The organism is Proteus sp. Marseille-Q3619, from assembly GCF_965283115.1.
Map to the genome: position 1 here is coordinate 1,541,052 of NZ_CBDIMP010000001.1, position 17,793 is coordinate 1,558,844.

Here is a 17,793-nt window from a genome sequence, read left to right on the forward strand (position 1 = left end):
CAGGATCAAATTATGGCTAAACAACAAAAATGGAAAGTTTTTTTCCTTCTGTTTGTCACGATGTTTTTACTCGGTGGCATTCAAAATACAAAAGGGCTTATTCTCGAACAGGTTCAACATGATATTTCATTAAATATGAGCCAAGTAGGCTCATTAATTACCTTTTTCCAAATCGGCTTTTTAGTCGCCAGTTTATTAACGGGCTATTTTACCGATAAGAAAGGGTTAAAAGTCATGATGTTTATTGGCTCATTAATGATGGCTGTCGGTTTAACAGGAACCAGCCTTGCTTTCAATGTGATGCTATTTTTTGGCTTTTATCTGGTGATTGGTTTAGGGATTGGCTCGATGCTTGTCTCTATCGTGACTGTTATTCCCACTTTCTATAAAGAGAAAGCAGGGATGATGTTTAACGTCTCTAACGCCATGTTTGGTGTAGGGATGATTGTCACCCCACTTATTTTACAATATCTCTTCTCACACTCTATTTCATGGCGTACCTTTTATGTGGGTGTTGCCGTTATTGTTGCTGTGATTATTTTAGTATTAAGCACCTTAAAAATAGAAAGTAGCGCACAAGTCGATATGAAATTCAGTGACTTTTTAGAGTTACTGACACAAAAGTCACTGTTACTGGTTATTTTATTTATCACTTTATATGTTGCCGCCGAAGCCGCGTTCTTAAACTTCTTCCCTATTTTCTATACCTCTATGGATATTGGGAATATGAGCAATGCGCAAAAAGCAGAAACAGCGGCTTATGTTATTTCTAGTTTTGCTTTCTTATTTACTATCGGTCGCTTTATTGGTGGCTTTATTAACCTTGCATTAGGTGATCGCAAAACGCTTATTCTGTTCTCACTGTTCTCTCTGATAGCCATTATTGTTAGCCGTATTTTTGTGCAAGATGTTGTTTATCTATTTATGGTGTTTGGTTTTGCATTATCTGTTCTATTTCCAACAGCCGCAGCGGTTGCTACAAAATTAACCAGCAAAAGTGGCTCGGTGATGGGACTTATTTATGTTGCTTCAGGATTGGGCGGAGCCTTAGCGGGTTCATTAATTGGTCAGGTTTCAGAAAGCTATAATGTTTCTGTTGGCTTTAACCTAATTATCGTATTCGTCGCCCTCTTCTTTATTATTTCTCTGTTTATTAGAGAACAAAAACAATAACAACGACGTATTATGCCTCTAAAATTTACCCCTCTGCATGAGGGGTTTTTTATTTCTCTTGCAATATCCTAAGACGCATTTCTCCTTTCCATCTGTTGATTTTTTCACCAAAGCCCCAATAATAATGTTTATATTCACTGTTAAAGTAGGAGAATATGATGGCAAGTGGATGGGCTAATGATAGTGCTGTTCAAGAGCAAATCGATGCCACCATTGATGATGCAATTGCAAGAGCTCGCAATCAAATGACACAAGGCGAAAGCGCTGCGTTTTGTGATGAGTGCGGTGATCCAATCTCTGTGGCTCGGCAAAAAGCCGTTCCTGGCGTACGTTATTGTTTAAATTGCCAAGAGGTAATTGATAAAAAGAATAATACCTTTAGTGGATATAATCGCCGTGGTAGTAAAGATAGCCAACTCAGATAATCTGCAACTATTATCATATAAAACAAAAACTGTACCTTAATATGAGTTTCCTCTATTAAAGTACAGTTTGTTTTATTTAATCAGACAAGGGTTTAATTAGATTTTTGCAGCCTTTTTCGAGCTCATATTTTGACTCATTTCAGTTAAAATCTTCATGAAATTATCAATATGTGCGCGTTCAGTATTTGGGTTCATAAATACCGCTTTTTCACCTGGAAGATAAATATAACGGTTATTTTTTGCATATTTAGAACAAGCAATAGAATCAACCCAGTTAGTAAATAAGCCTTCTCTACCACGCTGTAAGAAAAGTTTTCTATGCCACTGAGTATTGTGAACCATAAAATCATACGCTTCTTTGTCTGTAGCGCACGTTAACTCTATATCAAAAGCAACATTAGGATCTTTCACTAAGTTTGGATCATACAATTTAAAGCCAACACTTGGCCCTTGGTTTTGTGGCACGATCACTTTTGCATTGCCCATCTCTAATAACTGATGGCGCATATAGTTCGCGTTTTGCAAACAGTGGGCAATAATAGTTTGGTAACCTTCAATGCCCATATAGTGCATCGCAGAATAAGCACCAAAAATACCCACACCACTACGTGTACATTCAATAGTTGATTGTAAGTGGGTTTGACCTTCTAATTCGTGCTCAAAATAGGTGAAGTTTTCAGGATCGTTTTCCAGTGCAACGAAGTCATTACCATTTTTCACTAGTACTAAGCTTGAGGTGTAAGGTACATATCCCCATTTGTGGAAGTCGATAGTGATAGAGTCGGCATATTTCAGATGTTTGAATTTCTCAACGTTCTGGCGTAAGCCTTCTAAAGTGACATCATTAATTGCTAGAGGGTTACCGCTAAAGTCATATTCTAAGAAGAAAATAATCGGCCAACCAACGGCAGCATCAACGTGGACATGTGGCTTAACAGGGATCTCAAATTCTTCACATAAGCGGTCACGTAATTCACAAACACCTTTCACATCATCGACACCAAAGGTATCTGTTGTGCCTGTGGTTAACATGATAGTTGGCACTTTACACTTAACAGTAAAGCAGGCTCTTAATTCACGCTCTAAGTGTTCTAGATTAATAGTATTATCTTCAGATACTTTAATGCGGATCGTTTTGTTATCGACATCAACACCTAATAGTGCAAGGTTGGTCATGTTTGAATAGTGACCACCTTGAGAGTTAATAATGCGATAGTCTTGATCTGCTGCCATACCTAAATGCTTAGAATTTGGCATAGATTTACGTAAACCAAAAAGATAACCATATAAGTTACACATGGTGCCACCTTGAGTGAATACACCAGAGGCAACTTCAGGATCGTATCCCACTAATTTTGCGACTTTTTTGATCGTCACTTTTTCTAACGCATCAGCAACACCTGAATATTCGCAATACACCATATTAGGATTGCCCATTAATCCTAAGATTGATCCATAAACACCTGGATCACTTGGCATCGCAATAACGTTTTCAACGGCGAGTGGGTTTTCCCAGTTTTTACACAGTGTCGAAACTAACATCAGTAATTCATTAGGATCGTTTTCTGGGTAATTAATGTTTTGTTGGATTTGTGTATCTGCCATTAAACGTTCAAATAATTGTGGCCCATTAGAATAACGCTGTAATTGGTCATTATCATTAGTCGTTGTTTTTCTAAACTGTGTAATCGATTGGATGGTTTTATCCTGAAATATCGGCCAATACTTCGGATCTCGGCTGAAAAAGTGAGCAATAACGTCGTGGTATTTCTTCTCAAATTCCGCATTTAGAATGTTAGCAGAAGATAGACCTAATAAATCTTGATTTTTCACTATATTCTCCAAATAGAAACCGACAAAATTTTAAATTGATTGCATAGCAATACTATACATTTTCTAATTAAATTAGTTAGTGCTTCACGCGATCGCATTGGTTCTGCTGGCAACCACATAAAACAAAATATTTTATTTAATATCAATACAATAGAAATCTTCGGAAAGTTAAATTTACAGATATGATTATTTCATTTATATACTTATGTGACTGACATCACAATGAAAATAAAGATAAAAACAAAAATAATCATCTGCAATACTATTAACTATTTGAAATATAATCAAAATATAACAATAGAATGCTAACCAACTGATATTACTGAACTCTTAATTTAATTAATTGAATTAATCTGTTATTTCTACAATTGGCACAGTGAAAATTACATTTAATTTAATTAAAAAGAACAAAATCAAACGAAATCACTATGATATTTTTCATAATTAGCAAATTAATTCTAATTTTAAGTATTATTAGGTATAAAATATTGGATAAGGCTGATTTGGCAGATAACATTCAATGAAAAAATAAACAAAGAAATTATCGCAGTTGATTATTCTGGAAATAACACAAATATTGGTTAAAATGAAAATTAGTAACTTGGCTAAATAATCAGAATATTTACTCTACATATTTTGTTTTCTTTGCCGATACTTAAAGTAATAGAGTAGGTAATTAACGGAGAACACAATATGAAAGCACATATAGCTGTTGTTGCTGTATTCGTATTATTATCCGCAAGTGTCCATGCTGAAGAATTTACCTGCCAACTTGAAAATGGTAAGTATGTCAGTGTATCCGCTGAACAGGGAAAACCCCCAGTGTATCGTTATGGCACACTTGCTAAAACAGAGATAACACTACCAGTACCTCAACAACCCAATAATAATGTCTTTTATGGACATCAGATGTTTGTTGCAGGGGCATCGACTTATGTTCGATTTAAGAATGGGAACTACAGCTACGTTGTTTACGACGGTGAAGGTAGAGGATGGCAATTTAATGGTGTTATTGTTTATAAAGACAATAATATTCTCAGTAAAAAAGAGTGCAAAGGGCCATTAACACCAAGCCTGGATAATTTAAAAAATTACTCAATTAAAATGGATCCTTATTTAGAAACCTATATTTATGCGCCTTAATTTGCCATATTATTGATTAGACATAAAAAAACCCAATTCAAAGAATTGGGTTTTTACTATTATTAAGCAACATTAAGCAACGAGATGTATTGATTAGTCTTCTAATAACAGAACAGATTCTAATGCAATTTCAATCATTTCGTTAAAAGTCGTTTGACGCTCTTCTGCTGTAGTTTGTGTCCCTTTTTTGATGTGATCAGAGACAGTACAGATAGTCAGTGCTCTTGCACCATATTCAGCAGCAACACCATAGATACCAGCAGCTTCCATTTCAACACCAAGGATGCCGTATTTTTCCATAACATCAAACATTTCTGGATCTGGAGAGTAGAACAGATCAGCAGAGAAGATATTACCAACACGAACTTTAATATCTTTTGCTTTAGCTGCAGATACTGCATTTTGAACTAATTCAAAATCTGCAATAGCAGCAAAATCTTGGTCTTTGAAACGCAGACGGTTAACTTTAGAGTCTGTACATGCACCCATACCGATAACAACGTCACGTAGTTCAACGTCTGGTAATACTGCACCACATGAGCCCACACGGATGATCACTTTTACGCCGAAATCAGTAATTAATTCTTTTGCGTAAATTGAGCAAGAAGGAATACCCATACCGTGACCCATAACAGAAATCTTACGGCCTTTATACGTACCTGTAAAACCTAACATACCACGAACGTTATTTACTTGACGGACATCTTGTAAAAAAGTTTCAGCGATGTATTTAGCACGAAGCGGGTCGCCCGGCATTAAAACGACATCAGCAAAATCGCCCATTTCTGCGTTAATATGAGGGGTAGCCATAACTCTTCCTTTTAATTGATCTTTTTACTATTTAAATATTATTCGGTAGGTATATTGCTATACCTACCGAAATAAAATTAGAACATCGCTTTACCGTAATCGACTGGTGATAAACCGAAGTATTTCACGACAGTTTGACCGATATCCGCGAAGGTTTCACGATGACCTAATGAACCTGGTTTAACTTTAGGACCATAAACCAGAACAGGAATGTGCTCACGAGTATGATCAGAACCTGGCCAAGTTGGGTCACAACCGTGGTCTGCTGTTAAAATAAGAATGTCATCTTCTTTTACCAGTTCCATCAGTTCTGGTAAGCGACGATCGAATAACTCAAGTGCTTCACCATAACCTACAGCATCACGACGGTGACCGTAAGAGGAGTCAAAATCAACAAAGTTGGTAAAGACGATAGTGTTATCACCCGCAAGTTTCATTTCTTCAAGTGTCGCATCAAACAGAGCATCAATACCCGTTGCTTTCACTTTCTTAGTGATACCTACGTTTGCGTAGATGTCAGCAATTTTACCGATAGAAACAACGTGGCCTTGTTTTTCATCAACCAGTTTTTTCAACATAGTTGGTGCTGGTGGCTCAACCGCTAAATCATGACGGTTACCTGTACGAGCGAAGTTACCTGGTTTGTCACCGATAAATGGACGCGCAATAACACGACCAATGTTGTAATCGCCTTTGTTTAGTTCATCACGAGCAATTTCACACAGCTCATATAATTCATCTAAACCGTAAGTTTCTTCATGACATGCAATTTGGAATACAGAGTCAGCAGAGGTATAGAAAATCGGCTTACCGGTTTTCATATGCTCTTCACCCAGTTCATCCAAAATCACTGTACCAGATGCGTGGCAGTTACCTAAGTATCCAGGTAATTTGGCACGTTTAACGATGTTTTCTAACAGCTCTTGTGGGAATGAATTTTTCAGTTCTTTGAAGTATCCCCAATCAAATAGAACAGGAACACCTGCGATTTCCCAGTGGCCTGACGGAGTATCTTTACCAGAAGAGATTTCACTCGCGTAGCCATAAGCACCGATAATATCTGCGTTTTTGTCTAAACCGATAGGGAATTTACCTGTTGATTCTTCCGCAGCTTTACCTAAACCTAAACGGCAAAGATTAGGTAAATGAAGAGGACCTTTACGACCGTCTCTATCTGCTTTACCGTCAGCAAACGCTTGTGCGATATGCCCTAAAGTGTCTGAACCTTGGTCACCGAATTTCTCCGCATCACCGGCAGCACCGATACCGAAGGAATCTAATACCATGATATGTACACGTTTCATAATTCTCTCTCCAGTGTCATTCTCCGTAGGCTACGGATATGTCACTTATAAATCGTAATTGAGTTCTTATTCGCTGATTTGGCGGTACACCATTGGTGAAGCTTCGCGTTTGCTGTCACCAATTACCATCGCTTTACGGACTTCAGCCGCAGCTTCTTGCCATGACTTTTCACTGTTAGCATGGATCATTGCTAAAGGTGTATCTGTATTGATCTCGGCACCAAGTGCTGCGATGTCGCTTAAGCCAACACTGTAATCAATAGCATCAGTCGCTTTACGGCGACCGCCACCTAATGTCACAACAGACATACCTAATGCACGTGTATCCATCTCTGTGATGAATCCTGTTTTCTCAGCGAATACAGGTTTACTTAATACCGCAGTTGGCAGGTATTTATTGTAGTTTTCAACAAAATCAGTTGGGCCTTTCTGTGCTGCAACCATACGACCAAAGACTTCTGCTGCTTTACCGTTATCCAACACATCTTGCAGTTTTTGGCGAGCTTGTTGACGATCATCCGCTAAACGACCCGATACTAACATTTCAACACACAGCGCCATAGTGACTTCAAATAGACGTGGATTACGATATTCGCCTGTTAAGAATTGAACCGCTTCACGAACTTCAACCGCATTACCTGCGCTAGAAGCTAATACTTCGTTCATATCAGTTAACAGTGCAGTGGTTTGACAGCCAGCGCCATTTGCTACTTGGACAATTGACTCAGCCAGCTCTTCCGATTTTTGATAAGTCGGCATAAAAGCACCCGAGCCAACTTTAACGTCCATCACTAATGCATCTAAGCCTTCAGCTAATTTTTTACCTAAAATAGATGCAGTGATAAGCGGGATTGAATCAACTGTAGCAGTAATATCACGGGTAGCATAAAAGCGTTTGTCAGCAGGTGCTAATGAATTAGTTTGTCCAATGATGGCAACGCCGACATTGCGAATAATGTCGCGGAATTTCTCATCATCAGGGAAAATATCAAAGCTCGGAATTGCCTCAAGCTTATCTAATGTTCCGCCTGTGTGGCCTAATCCACGACCAGAAATCATAGGAACATAACCACCACAAGCAGCAACCATTGGCCCTAACATCAGTGAAGTAACATCACCCACACCACCGGTTGAATGTTTATCAACAATTGGGCCATTTAAGTTTAGGCTTTTCCAGTTCAGTACTGAACCGGAATCACGCATAGCTAATGTCAAAGCAACACGCTCTGGCATTGTCATGTCGTGGAAATAAATAGTCATTGCTAAGGCAGCAATTTGACCTTCAGAAACAGTATTATCTCTGACGCCATTAATGAAAAAACGAATTTCTTCCTCAGTTAAAGGATGACCATCACGCTTTTTACGAATAATCTCTTGGGCAAGAAACACTGCAACCTCCTGGTTTTATAGCATTGGTAACGCCCACAATAACGAAAAGCGGGCGTATTTCACGAATGGATTAGTAACCACTAGACGATTTTTGTTCGCCATGACCTAAAGTAGCTAATAAATTACCTAACAGGCTTGACGCACCAAAGCGGAAGTGACGGGCATCAACCCAGTTGTCACCCATAATGCGGTTAGCTAATGCAAGGTATTGAGCAGCTTCTTCAGCGGTACGTACACCACCCGCTGGTTTGAAACCAACTTCTTTGCCAACACCCATATCGTGGATCACTTGGATCATTAACTCAGCGCTTTCCAGTGTTGCATTTACAGGTACTTTACCTGTGGAAGTTTTAATAAAGTCAGCACCTGCTTTGATTGAAATTTCAGATGCTTTACGGATAAGCGCTGGATCTTTCAGCTCACCCGTTTCAATAATTACTTTCAGTAAAGCACCCGCGTCTGCGCAAGCTTCTTTACATGCTTTAACGATATCAAAACCGATTTGCTCGTTACCGGCCATAAATGCACGGTAAGGGAAAACTACGTCAACCTCATCTGCGCCATAAGCTAATGCCGCGTTGGTTTCTGCTAATGCGATATCTAAATCATCATTACCATGAGGGAAGTTAGTTACGGTTGCGATACGGACTTCTGGAGTACCCTGTTCGCGTAACACTTTACGTGCTAACGGAATAAAACGTGGATAGATACAAATAGCGGCTGTATTCCCTTCAGGGCTTTTAGCCTGATGACACAATGCAGTCACTTTTGCATCAGTGTCGTCATCATTTAATGTAGTTAAATCCATCAAAGACAGCGCAAGGCGCGCTGCAGCGGTTAAATCTGTCATAAAACTCTCCAACGATGTTTCTCAAGCCCTTTTGGGCGTACGCTTAAGGTTAGCGATTAAATTTGTTGGCGAGCGGACTTGGTTCCTTGAAGATGTTGTTGTAACTTGCGCTACAACGACAGCTGAGCTCCCTCTCACCGCGCTATGCTCACTTCGGCGACCCGTCATTGAGCCTTCGCCATTCCATGAAGTTTCAGCACATCTTATTTGAACACGCTAAGGAACAATTAGATGTGCTTTACGTCACACTAATCAAATGCAACTTGCAAACAATGACATATAAGTGTGATCAACATCACAATTAGGTCATTTTCTGGTTTAATGTTACTCGAATAACGCCTCTAAGTCGTCTTTATAACGCAAAAAAAGCGAGATCAATATGAAATGATATCGCTATTGACCCTATTCAATACAAATTGCGAAATATCTCTCACAATAAAAGTAGTTAACATTACAGCAGAAAACAAACATAAAAGAGCAGACAGGCAAAACCCATCTGCTCTTTATAATCAAAATCAATTAAGCAGCAACAACAGCCATTGCGGTTAATGCAAAGAAGAAACCTGCAATCGTCGCACTCATTAAGTTAGAGAGTGTACCAGCAAGTACGGCTTTCATCCCTAAACGAGCCACGTCTTTACGGCGATTTGGAGCCATTCCACCTAAACCACCTAGCAGTACAGCAACGGAAGAGAGGTTAGCAAAACCGCACAGTGCAAAGGAGATAATTATCTTTGTTTGTTCTGATAAGATGATTAAGCCTGATGCAGCAACTTGAGCTTCATCTTGTAGATATTTGCTAAATTCAGAGTAAGCATAGAATTCATTAATAACCAGTTTTTGACCAATAAATGAGCCAGCAACGGTCGCTTCACTCCAAGGTACACCGATTAAGAAAGCAATAGGTGCAAAAACCCAACCTAATACTAATTCTAATGAGAAATTCTCATAACCAAACCAGCCACCAATGCCACCTAAGATACCATTGACTAATGCAATTAACGCAACGAAAGCAAGTAACATAGCACCGACGTTAAGAGCAAGCTGTAAACCTGAAGATGCCCCAGCTGCAGCTGCATCAATAATATTTGCTGGTTTTTCTTCATCGGTCATTTTATCCAGCGCATCTTTTTGATCGTCTGGCGTTTCTGTTTCAGGGATCAACAGCTTAGCAAAGAGTAAACCACCTGGTGCGGCCATAAATGATGCCGTAATCAAATACTCTAATGGCACGCCCATGCTTGCATATCCAGCAAGAACAGAACCAGCAACAGAAGCAAGGCCACCACACATAACAGCGAATAACTCAGAGGTTGTCATTCTTGCAATATAAGGACGAACAACAAGCGGAGCTTCGGTCTGACCCACAAAGATATTGGCTGTTGCAGACATCGATTCTGTGCGTGATGTACCAAGGACTTTCTGTAAACCACCACCAAGAATCTTAATCACAATTTGCATAATGCCGAGGTAATACAGCACAGCAATTAAAGAAGAGAAAAACACGATAACAGGCAGTACGCGTAGGGCGAATACGAAACCGCCACCACCAAACAACTCGAACATTTTATCTGATACTAGGCCTGCAAATAGGAAGCTCATCCCATTATTGCCGTAATCAATAACATTCTTAACACCATCAGAAACCGCAAGAAGCACTTCGCGACCACCGTCGGAATAAAGAACAAATGCACCTAAGCCAATCTGAATAAGGAATGCGCCACCAACTGTACGTAGTCTAATTGCACGTCGATTGCTGGAAAACAGAATGGCTATCAATATTAATGTTGCCATTCCGACCAAGCTCATAATGAGTTGCATTGAAGGATCCCTGTTCACATAAAAATTTAATGGATTATCAATAATGCTCTAACCTGAGATTATTGACTCTTTTTGCCAGATAATTATACCTAGTCCAGAAAAAGAACCCTCTATATCCATCACAAATAGCGCTTGGAAAAAGCAACACAAAACCCACAAATGAGAAGTAGATCACATAAACAAACCTAAAAAACGCACTTATTGAATAGGCTAATTTAAAAAAAATATCATTCGATTAACAAATGATGGCTTTAATCTTAAATAGCAGAAATAAATGAACGTTTTATTTGTATAAGTACAATTAAAATAAGGCGTATTTTTAATCTTTTTGATTAAATAAGTTTAAGATAAAGACGAGGTGTTATCTTTTAATTGGAATAATTGTAGGCTATTGAGATAGAGTTGCTCTGCGATCACCTCTGGTGATCCTTGACGCAGATCACAGAGTTGGGAAAAAACGTTCTGAATACGCTCAGGGCGATTAGGTTCACCTTGAAAACCACTCACAGGCATATCAGGAGCATCTGTTTCTAATAACAGACATTCTAGTGGTAACGAGGCAATTGCGCGGCGAGTTTTTTGTGCTCGCTCATAAGTAATAGTTCCACCAACGCCAATAAAATAGCCTTGCTGAATAAACTTTTCTGCCTGTTGCAGACTTCCTGCAAAACCATGAATAACCCCTTTGCGAGGCACATCATAACGGCGTAAAAGTGCACTTAACTTATCGTGGGTTTTACGTGAATGTAGGATCACAGGCAAATCAAATTCAATCGCTAGTTTAAGCTGTGCAATTAAAAACGCCTCTTGCTTCTCAGGCTGAGGATTATCCATATAGTCATCAAGCCCTATCTCTCCGATGGCAACACAACGAGAAGCTGTTTTTAATTTCTGTTTTAATTCCAAGAGATGCTGTTCAGTGTGCTCTTCAATATATAAAGGGTGTAACCCCAATGCACAATATAATTGATGATGATTATTCGCTAACTCTGCAACAACATCAAAATTCCAACGTGCAACGGCGGGAATAATTATTTTTTCAATATGAGCTTGATGCGCTAGTGACAAGCTGTTGGCAATATCATCATAAAAAACCGGAAAATCAAAATGGCAGTGAGTATCAATAAATTTATTCATTCTGAATTTGCCTCACGTCAGGATGTACGCTTCGAGTTCCTTGTTGAATAATAGAAGCATTCTCTGCTTTATCAGCCTTCGCTTCTTGTTCAAACAAGCTAAAGACTTTTCTATCATACTGTTTGAATTTTTTCTTAGAGAAATGCTGACCAATTGTCGCCAGAAAATAACGCCCGCAACGTCTCCCCACATGATAATCATGATTTAATGCATTTAAACGACTTCCTAATGCACTAGATTGCAATGTAGTTGGTGGATATATTTCAATAACAACAACATCTTCTGGGGGAGATTGGATAAATTTAATTGTGTCGGTATAGGTTTCGATATGTACTTGAGCCATCGCCATAAAGCGCTGTAAACGGCTATTTTCAAACCATTTTCCCATACGCTCAACCCATTCTGTTGTGTATTGATATTCAGAAGGAACGGTACGAACAACGACAATAGTACGACAACCACGTCGATAAGCTTCTCTCACAGGAATAGCATCGCTGATACCACCATCATGATAAACAACATCATGAAATAAGACACCATTACGATAAAAAGCAGGAATGGCACTGGATGCTTTGATTATCTCAAGCCAAGTCGGTTCATCGGGCTGAAAATAATTTGCCTGAAAATTATCAGAACGACTTGCCACCATATAAAATTCGCGACCCGCATCAAAACGGCGTAGTGCTGTTGGCATATCAAGAGGCATTTCTTTAGCCGTTGTTTCTATATACCAATCAAGATCGAGTAAATTGCCGCCACGAACAAAGCGAATAGGATTGAAGAATTGATTATTAGTTGTATAGCGATTAATAATTTTACGTGCATACCCACGCTGACCACAGGCAAAAGCAGATAAATTTTGCGCTCCCGCAGATACCCCAAGTAAAATATCAAAGGGATCAAATTGTGATCGCATAAATTCATCAAGGACACCCGCAGTAAAGATCCCGCGTTGTCCCCCGCCTTCACAAACTAAAGCAACTTTACCTTGTGGCAATGATGATTGAAATTCGAGTGCCGTAATATTATTTAATGTGACAGGTATATACTTCCCCATAATGTCTCCTTTATACAACTTAACAAAGGATACCCTCACATTTTTTTGACGTCATTCTTTTTACGTATTCATACAAATAATTTAGACAATATCTTCTTAGAATATGACGAATATAAAAGAAAATCATGTTTATGATTTGATATTTACATCTGAGTCTACGCTTTTAACTCCTTCAATTTTTTCAATAACTTGCAATATTTTTTCTTCTTGCGCTTTACTATCAACAAAACCTGAAAGAAAGACATGCCCAAATTCAGTACGAATAGAAATATTGTCACTATCGATATCTTGCATTGGCAATAGCGTACCTTTAATTTTATTAGAAATAGAAGTATCGCTTAGATTCTGCCCTGTGTTATTCGTTACAGTATTAATTTCGCTATACCACGATGTTTCGGCTGACGCGCCCATACTGAAAAAAGTTAAGCCCATTGACATTACTAACGCTAATTTTAGCGTTTTATATTGTTTCATTGCTCTCCCCCTAATCACAATAACTGCGATAGGAAATATGTGTATTTTTAATATGTGTATTTTTATTAAGTACTAAAAAATTTTAACAAACTAAGCTATTACACTAATAATCTATTGGCATTTAATAAAGCAAAAAATAACAAATAAAGACTAATCCTAATGATTTTATTCTATTAATAACCCATAAAACTATAAAAAATTTTACATTTATTTATAAATAAGTATAAAAACGAGTATAATTTTAGCAGAAAAAAAAGAGTAATTCCGAATGAAGAAGGGTTTTTGGGCAGGATATTCAGGGTATACAAAACGAATTTAATAGAGAAATCGAGTATCTCACAGAGTGTTATTGTTAAATAATGTGCAATGACGTAAAAAAACAAAAAAGGCTATATTAAAAATATAGCCTTTTCATTGAGTTAAATACTCAAAATAAGTCTAGATGCAGCTTCAGCATGCTTACTTTAAATAATTCGAGCTGCAACTTGAAACATAACAGCACTCTTACTCTAAATAATTCAAGGTGCAGCTAGGCGACAAGTGAATGAGTCGCTAGGAACATACAAAAGTATGTGACTAGTGCAAATGAACGTAGTCAACAACGCTGCAACTTGAAACATGGCAAATAAATACTCTAAATAATTCAAGGTGCAGCTAGGCGACAAGTGAATGAGTCGCTAGGAACATACAAAAGTATGTGACTAGTGCGAATGAACATAGTCAACAACGCTGCAACTTGAAACATGGCAAATAAATACTCTAAATAATTCAAGGTGCAGCTAGGCGACAAGTGAATGAGTCGCTAGGAACATACAAAAGTATGTGACTAGTGCGAATGAACATAGTCAACAACGCTGCAACTTGAAACATGGCAAATAAATACTCTAAATAATTCAAGGTGCAGCTAGGCGACAAGTGAATGAGTCGCTAGGAACATACAAAAGTATGTGACTAGTGCGAATGAACATAGTCAACAACGCTGCAACTTGAAACATGGCAAATAAATACTCTAAATAATTCAAGGTGCAGCTAGGCGACAAGTGAATGAGTCGCTAGGAACATACAAAAGTATGTGACTAGTGCGAATGAACGTAGTCAACAACGCTGCAACTTGAAGTATGACGAGTATTTAGTGTTCACGGGTCTGATGGAACTCAACCTCAGGATAACGCTCACGCGTTAAATTCAAATTGACCATCGTTGGTGCGATATAAGTTAAATTATCGCCGCCATCAAGTGCCAAGTTTTGTTCATTTTTACGTTTAAACTCTTCGAGTTTTTTCTCGTTATTACATTCAACCCAGCGTGCTGTTGAAACGTTAACGGATTCATAAATCGCTTCAACGTTATATTCACTCTTCAGTCTTGCAACAACCACATCAAACTGAAGCACACCCACGGCACCTACGATTAAATCGTTATTCGCCAATGGTCTAAAGACCTGTACAGCACCCTCTTCTGATAACTGTACCAATCCTTTAAGCAACTGTTTCTGTTTTAACGGATCACGTAAACGAATACGGCGGAACAATTCTGGGGCAAAGTTTGGAATACCTGTAAACTTCAGGATCTCACCTTGAGTAAAGGTGTCACCAATTTGAATGGTTCCGTGGTTGTGAAGACCAATAATATCCCCAGGATAAGCATGCTCAACATGAGAACGGTCACCCGCCATAAAGGTTAATGCATCTGAAATTACCACATCTTTTTTGAGACGAACTTGATGCAGTTTCATGCCTTTATCATACATACCAGATACAACACGTAAGAATGCAACACGGTCGCGGTGTTTAGGATCCATATTTGCTTGGATCTTAAAGACGAAACCTGTGAAAGTTTCTTCAGAAGCGGTAACTTTACGCACATCGGTTTCGCGAGGCATTGGTGCTGGCGCCCATTTTACAAGGCCATCAAGCATATGGTTAACACCAAAGTTACCTAATGCTGTACCAAAGAACACTGGAGTTAATTCGCCAGCTAAAAATGCCTCATGATCAAATTCATGAGAAGCACCTAATACTAATTCTAATTCATCACGTAATTGACTTGCTAAATCATCACCAATAGCTTCATCAAGCTCAGGGTTATCTAACCCTTTGATGACACGAGAATCCTGAATAGTGTGACCTTGACCTGTTTGATAAAGATAAGTTTCATCTTTCAGAATGTGGTAAACCCCTTTGAAGAGCTTTCCGCAACCAATAGGCCAAGTAACTGGGCTACACGCAATTTTTAATTCTGTTTCAACTTCGTCCATGACTTCCATTGGATCACGAATATCACGGTCGAGTTTATTCATAAAGGTCAGAATTGGGGTATCACGTAAACGTGTTACTTCCATTAACTTACGAGTACGATCTTCGACCCCTTTAGAGGAGTCAATAACCATTAAACAGCAGTCAACTGCGGTTAAAGTACGATAAGTATCTTCAGAGAAGTCTTCATGCCCCGGGGTATCTAATAAGTTAACTAAGCAATCTGCATAAGGGAACTGCATGACTGAGGTTGTAATAGAAATACCACGTTGTTTTTCCATTTCCATCCAGTCAGACTTTGCATGCTGATTTGAACCGCGACCTTTTACGGTTCCTGCACGTTGAATTGCTTGTCCGAATAACAACACTTTTTCAGTGATGGTTGTCTTACCCGCATCGGGGTGGGAAATAATGGCAAAAGTTCTACGACGAGCAACTTCTTGCTGAAAAATAGGATTAGACATCAATGGTGATCTTCTAGTTGATAGACGAGAGAATGTAAGACACTGATATATTGCTATAAGTAATAATTAAAGTGACTATAAAAACATTCAACCCGTAAGTTAATCTTAATTGGCGCTTATTTTCGCCTATCTTGTCTGTATAAACAATCAATGGTTGCGTAATTGGTTACCATTTCTACAATTTAAACTGCAATACTCGATCTTGTAACAGTTAATATTGTAACAGGAGCACGGCATGGAAGTGTTCAACACGACATAAATGTCTATTTTTTAGAAATCATATACCGAGAACATCTTTCAGCTTTTCTAGGGCTTGTGCATGTTTTTCATTCGGCATTCTTGCCAAATTGATTTGTTTCCATTTGATGGCAGGAAGCTCACTGGCTCCATCCAAACTGAGTAAAGACCAATTGGGCTTTCGATTTTTAAAGGATAGCAAAAAAGCCTTTTCAATATTGGTCAGTCCCTGGTGAATAAGGTCTACTAGGCGCACCCTTACGGCTTCTAGTTCCACTAAACTGATCCTTTACTTGCCAATGCCATATGCTGAGGTACTGTTATTAGATACTCTGTATCCAACTTCCCACCTTTAGCAACAACACATTTACCTGAGCCTAAATCGTAATTTTCTACATTTAACTTATCAAACCAAGGATAAGCTTGGCGTTTTGCAAGCCAAAAGAATAAGCGTTTGGCCTTTACGCTTTTACATGCTTTTAAGAGCGTATCAAGCTTTCTTGGAGATAAGTTCACCAACCCCTGCATTAACTCATCGGCATATTCAAATGACACACTTTCAGGCAAATCTACCAACACCTCCAATATGGCTTTTTCCGGACATGAAAAATACACAGGTGGCAATTGCTCTTCCCATTTATACTCTTTAACGAATGCTCTATCTTTGAATAAGCTATCAGGCCAAAGTTTACTTGTACTATGCCCTTCGAACTTAATTGGTAATGACAGTCTCGCAAGCCAGGAGGGAAGCTTTCTCGCTGCATATAAATGAATATGAGGTGTACTCCCTAATGACAAATATTGTGACAAACCAGATATGGAAAGCGCTGACAATCCACCTACCACAACAGGCGGAAGTTGTTCATCTACACTTTTATCCATCATACGCTGCATAGAAACTACTACGCCTTCCCAAGTGACAGATCGGGAATACTGGCTAGCTAGTAGCAATAACGTATCGGTTTTGACAGCGTTATCTAATGAATGCGCACTCAAGCCCTGCTCTGCAAGCCATTTCTTTGTAGCTAACATGCCATAAGGTAAAAGAGTTTTAAGAGACTGTTTATAAGACTCTTTCGCCGTTTCTCGCTGGGAATGACTAATCATTTCTAAACACCAAATCCTTTCTCTAGTTTATCCTTTTATCATTTTACGGCGGAAATCGCCGTATAATAGCCAATTTTTAAACCCACACTACTAAAACCTAGAAGGCTTACTTAGTTCAGTCTGCGAGTAACATCTGCAATGCTTTGTTTTGTTTGCTTTGTAAGAACCAATCTAGCTATCGCCTCATAGAGTAACCTTGTTTTCATTGAAACTCTTAACGTACCTATATTGACTAAAAATTTTACAAGTTACCTTTATGAGCTACTAATAAAGCAAAGAATTAGCCTATTTATTTTCGGTTAAAATCGGGATTG

General features: G+C 38.6%; 15 protein-coding genes. 3 read left to right on the forward strand and 12 right to left on the reverse strand.

The annotated features are described in order from the left end of the window. Positions 1 to 12 precede the first annotated feature (12 nt). Together ACWPWK_RS07025 and ACWPWK_RS07030 are read left to right on the forward strand one after the other, a co-directional pair. On the forward strand, positions 13 to 1,173 hold the full coding sequence (locus ACWPWK_RS07025; protein WP_099660231.1) for an MFS transporter: 1,161 nt from the start codon (positions 13 to 15) through the stop codon (positions 1,171 to 1,173). Between the two features lie 158 nt (positions 1,174 to 1,331). Continuing rightward, positions 1,332 to 1,598: a DksA/TraR family C4-type zinc finger protein gene (locus tag ACWPWK_RS07030; RefSeq protein WP_109372972.1), complete on the forward strand. Its 267-nt coding sequence runs from the start codon at positions 1,332 to 1,334 to the stop codon at positions 1,596 to 1,598. A gap of 96 nt (positions 1,599 to 1,694) precedes the next feature. On the opposite strand, the gene ACWPWK_RS07035 is transcribed toward ACWPWK_RS07030, so the two are convergent. Next, entirely contained in the window at positions 1,695 to 3,431 is a 1,737-nt protein-coding gene (locus tag ACWPWK_RS07035) for a pyridoxal phosphate-dependent decarboxylase family protein (protein ID WP_109372971.1), read from the reverse strand. A gap of 693 nt (positions 3,432 to 4,124) precedes the next feature. Between ACWPWK_RS07035 and ACWPWK_RS07040 the strand changes: the two genes are divergently transcribed. Continuing rightward, positions 4,125 to 4,574, forward strand: a complete 450-nt coding sequence (locus tag ACWPWK_RS07040; protein ID WP_109372970.1) for a hypothetical protein — start codon at positions 4,125 to 4,127, stop codon at positions 4,572 to 4,574. Positions 4,575 to 4,667: 93 nt separating this feature from the next. Here the strand turns inward: ACWPWK_RS07040 and deoD are convergent, their stop codons facing one another. The 11 genes from deoD to ACWPWK_RS07095 all read right to left on the reverse strand — a co-directional run bounded on the left by deoD (position 4,668) and on the right by ACWPWK_RS07095 (position 17,479). Then, a complete protein-coding gene (gene deoD, locus ACWPWK_RS07045) occupies positions 4,668 to 5,384 on the reverse strand; it encodes a purine-nucleoside phosphorylase (RefSeq protein WP_100158856.1) in 717 nt (238 codons plus the stop codon). A 77-nt stretch (positions 5,385 to 5,461) separates the two neighbouring features. Continuing rightward, positions 5,462 to 6,688, reverse strand: a complete 1,227-nt coding sequence (gene deoB / locus ACWPWK_RS07050) for a phosphopentomutase (RefSeq protein WP_099074519.1) — start codon at positions 6,686 to 6,688, stop codon at positions 5,462 to 5,464. Between the two features lie 66 nt (positions 6,689 to 6,754). Next, complete coding sequence (deoA, locus tag ACWPWK_RS07055; RefSeq protein ID WP_109372969.1) at positions 6,755 to 8,077, reverse strand: thymidine phosphorylase; 1,323 nt, start codon at positions 8,075 to 8,077, stop codon at positions 6,755 to 6,757. A gap of 70 nt (positions 8,078 to 8,147) precedes the next feature. Then, entirely contained in the window at positions 8,148 to 8,927 is a 780-nt protein-coding gene (deoC, locus tag ACWPWK_RS07060) for a deoxyribose-phosphate aldolase (RefSeq protein ID WP_109372968.1), read from the reverse strand. A gap of 519 nt (positions 8,928 to 9,446) precedes the next feature. Then, on the reverse strand, positions 9,447 to 10,748 hold the full coding sequence (locus tag ACWPWK_RS07065) for a NupC/NupG family nucleoside CNT transporter (protein WP_109372967.1): 1,302 nt from the start codon (positions 10,746 to 10,748) through the stop codon (positions 9,447 to 9,449). Positions 10,749 to 11,090: 342 nt separating this feature from the next. Continuing rightward, on the reverse strand, positions 11,091 to 11,885 hold the full coding sequence (locus ACWPWK_RS07070; RefSeq protein ID WP_109372966.1) for a TatD family hydrolase: 795 nt from the start codon (positions 11,883 to 11,885) through the stop codon (positions 11,091 to 11,093). Next, entirely contained in the window at positions 11,878 to 12,942 is a 1,065-nt protein-coding gene (locus ACWPWK_RS07075; RefSeq protein WP_109372965.1) for a patatin-like phospholipase family protein, read from the reverse strand. The genes ACWPWK_RS07070 and ACWPWK_RS07075 overlap by 8 nt, the downstream gene beginning before the upstream one ends. Positions 12,943 to 13,071: 129 nt before the next feature. Then, a complete protein-coding gene (locus tag ACWPWK_RS07080) occupies positions 13,072 to 13,416 on the reverse strand; it encodes a BON domain-containing protein (protein WP_109372964.1) in 345 nt (114 codons plus the stop codon). A 1,129-nt stretch (positions 13,417 to 14,545) separates the two neighbouring features. After that, positions 14,546 to 16,135 carry a peptide chain release factor 3 gene (gene prfC / locus ACWPWK_RS07085; RefSeq protein WP_109374372.1) on the reverse strand — a complete coding sequence of 530 codons (1,590 nt, stop codon included), beginning with the start codon at positions 16,133 to 16,135 and terminating at the stop codon, positions 14,546 to 14,548. A 277-nt stretch (positions 16,136 to 16,412) separates the two neighbouring features. Further along, on the reverse strand, positions 16,413 to 16,649 hold the full coding sequence (locus ACWPWK_RS07090) for a hypothetical protein (RefSeq protein WP_196564177.1): 237 nt from the start codon (positions 16,647 to 16,649) through the stop codon (positions 16,413 to 16,415). Continuing rightward, entirely contained in the window at positions 16,649 to 17,479 is an 831-nt protein-coding gene (locus ACWPWK_RS07095; RefSeq protein WP_109374373.1) for a type IV toxin-antitoxin system AbiEi family antitoxin domain-containing protein, read from the reverse strand. Before ACWPWK_RS07095 ends, ACWPWK_RS07090 begins: the two co-directional genes overlap by 1 nt. Between the last annotated feature and the right edge of the window lie 314 nt (positions 17,480 to 17,793).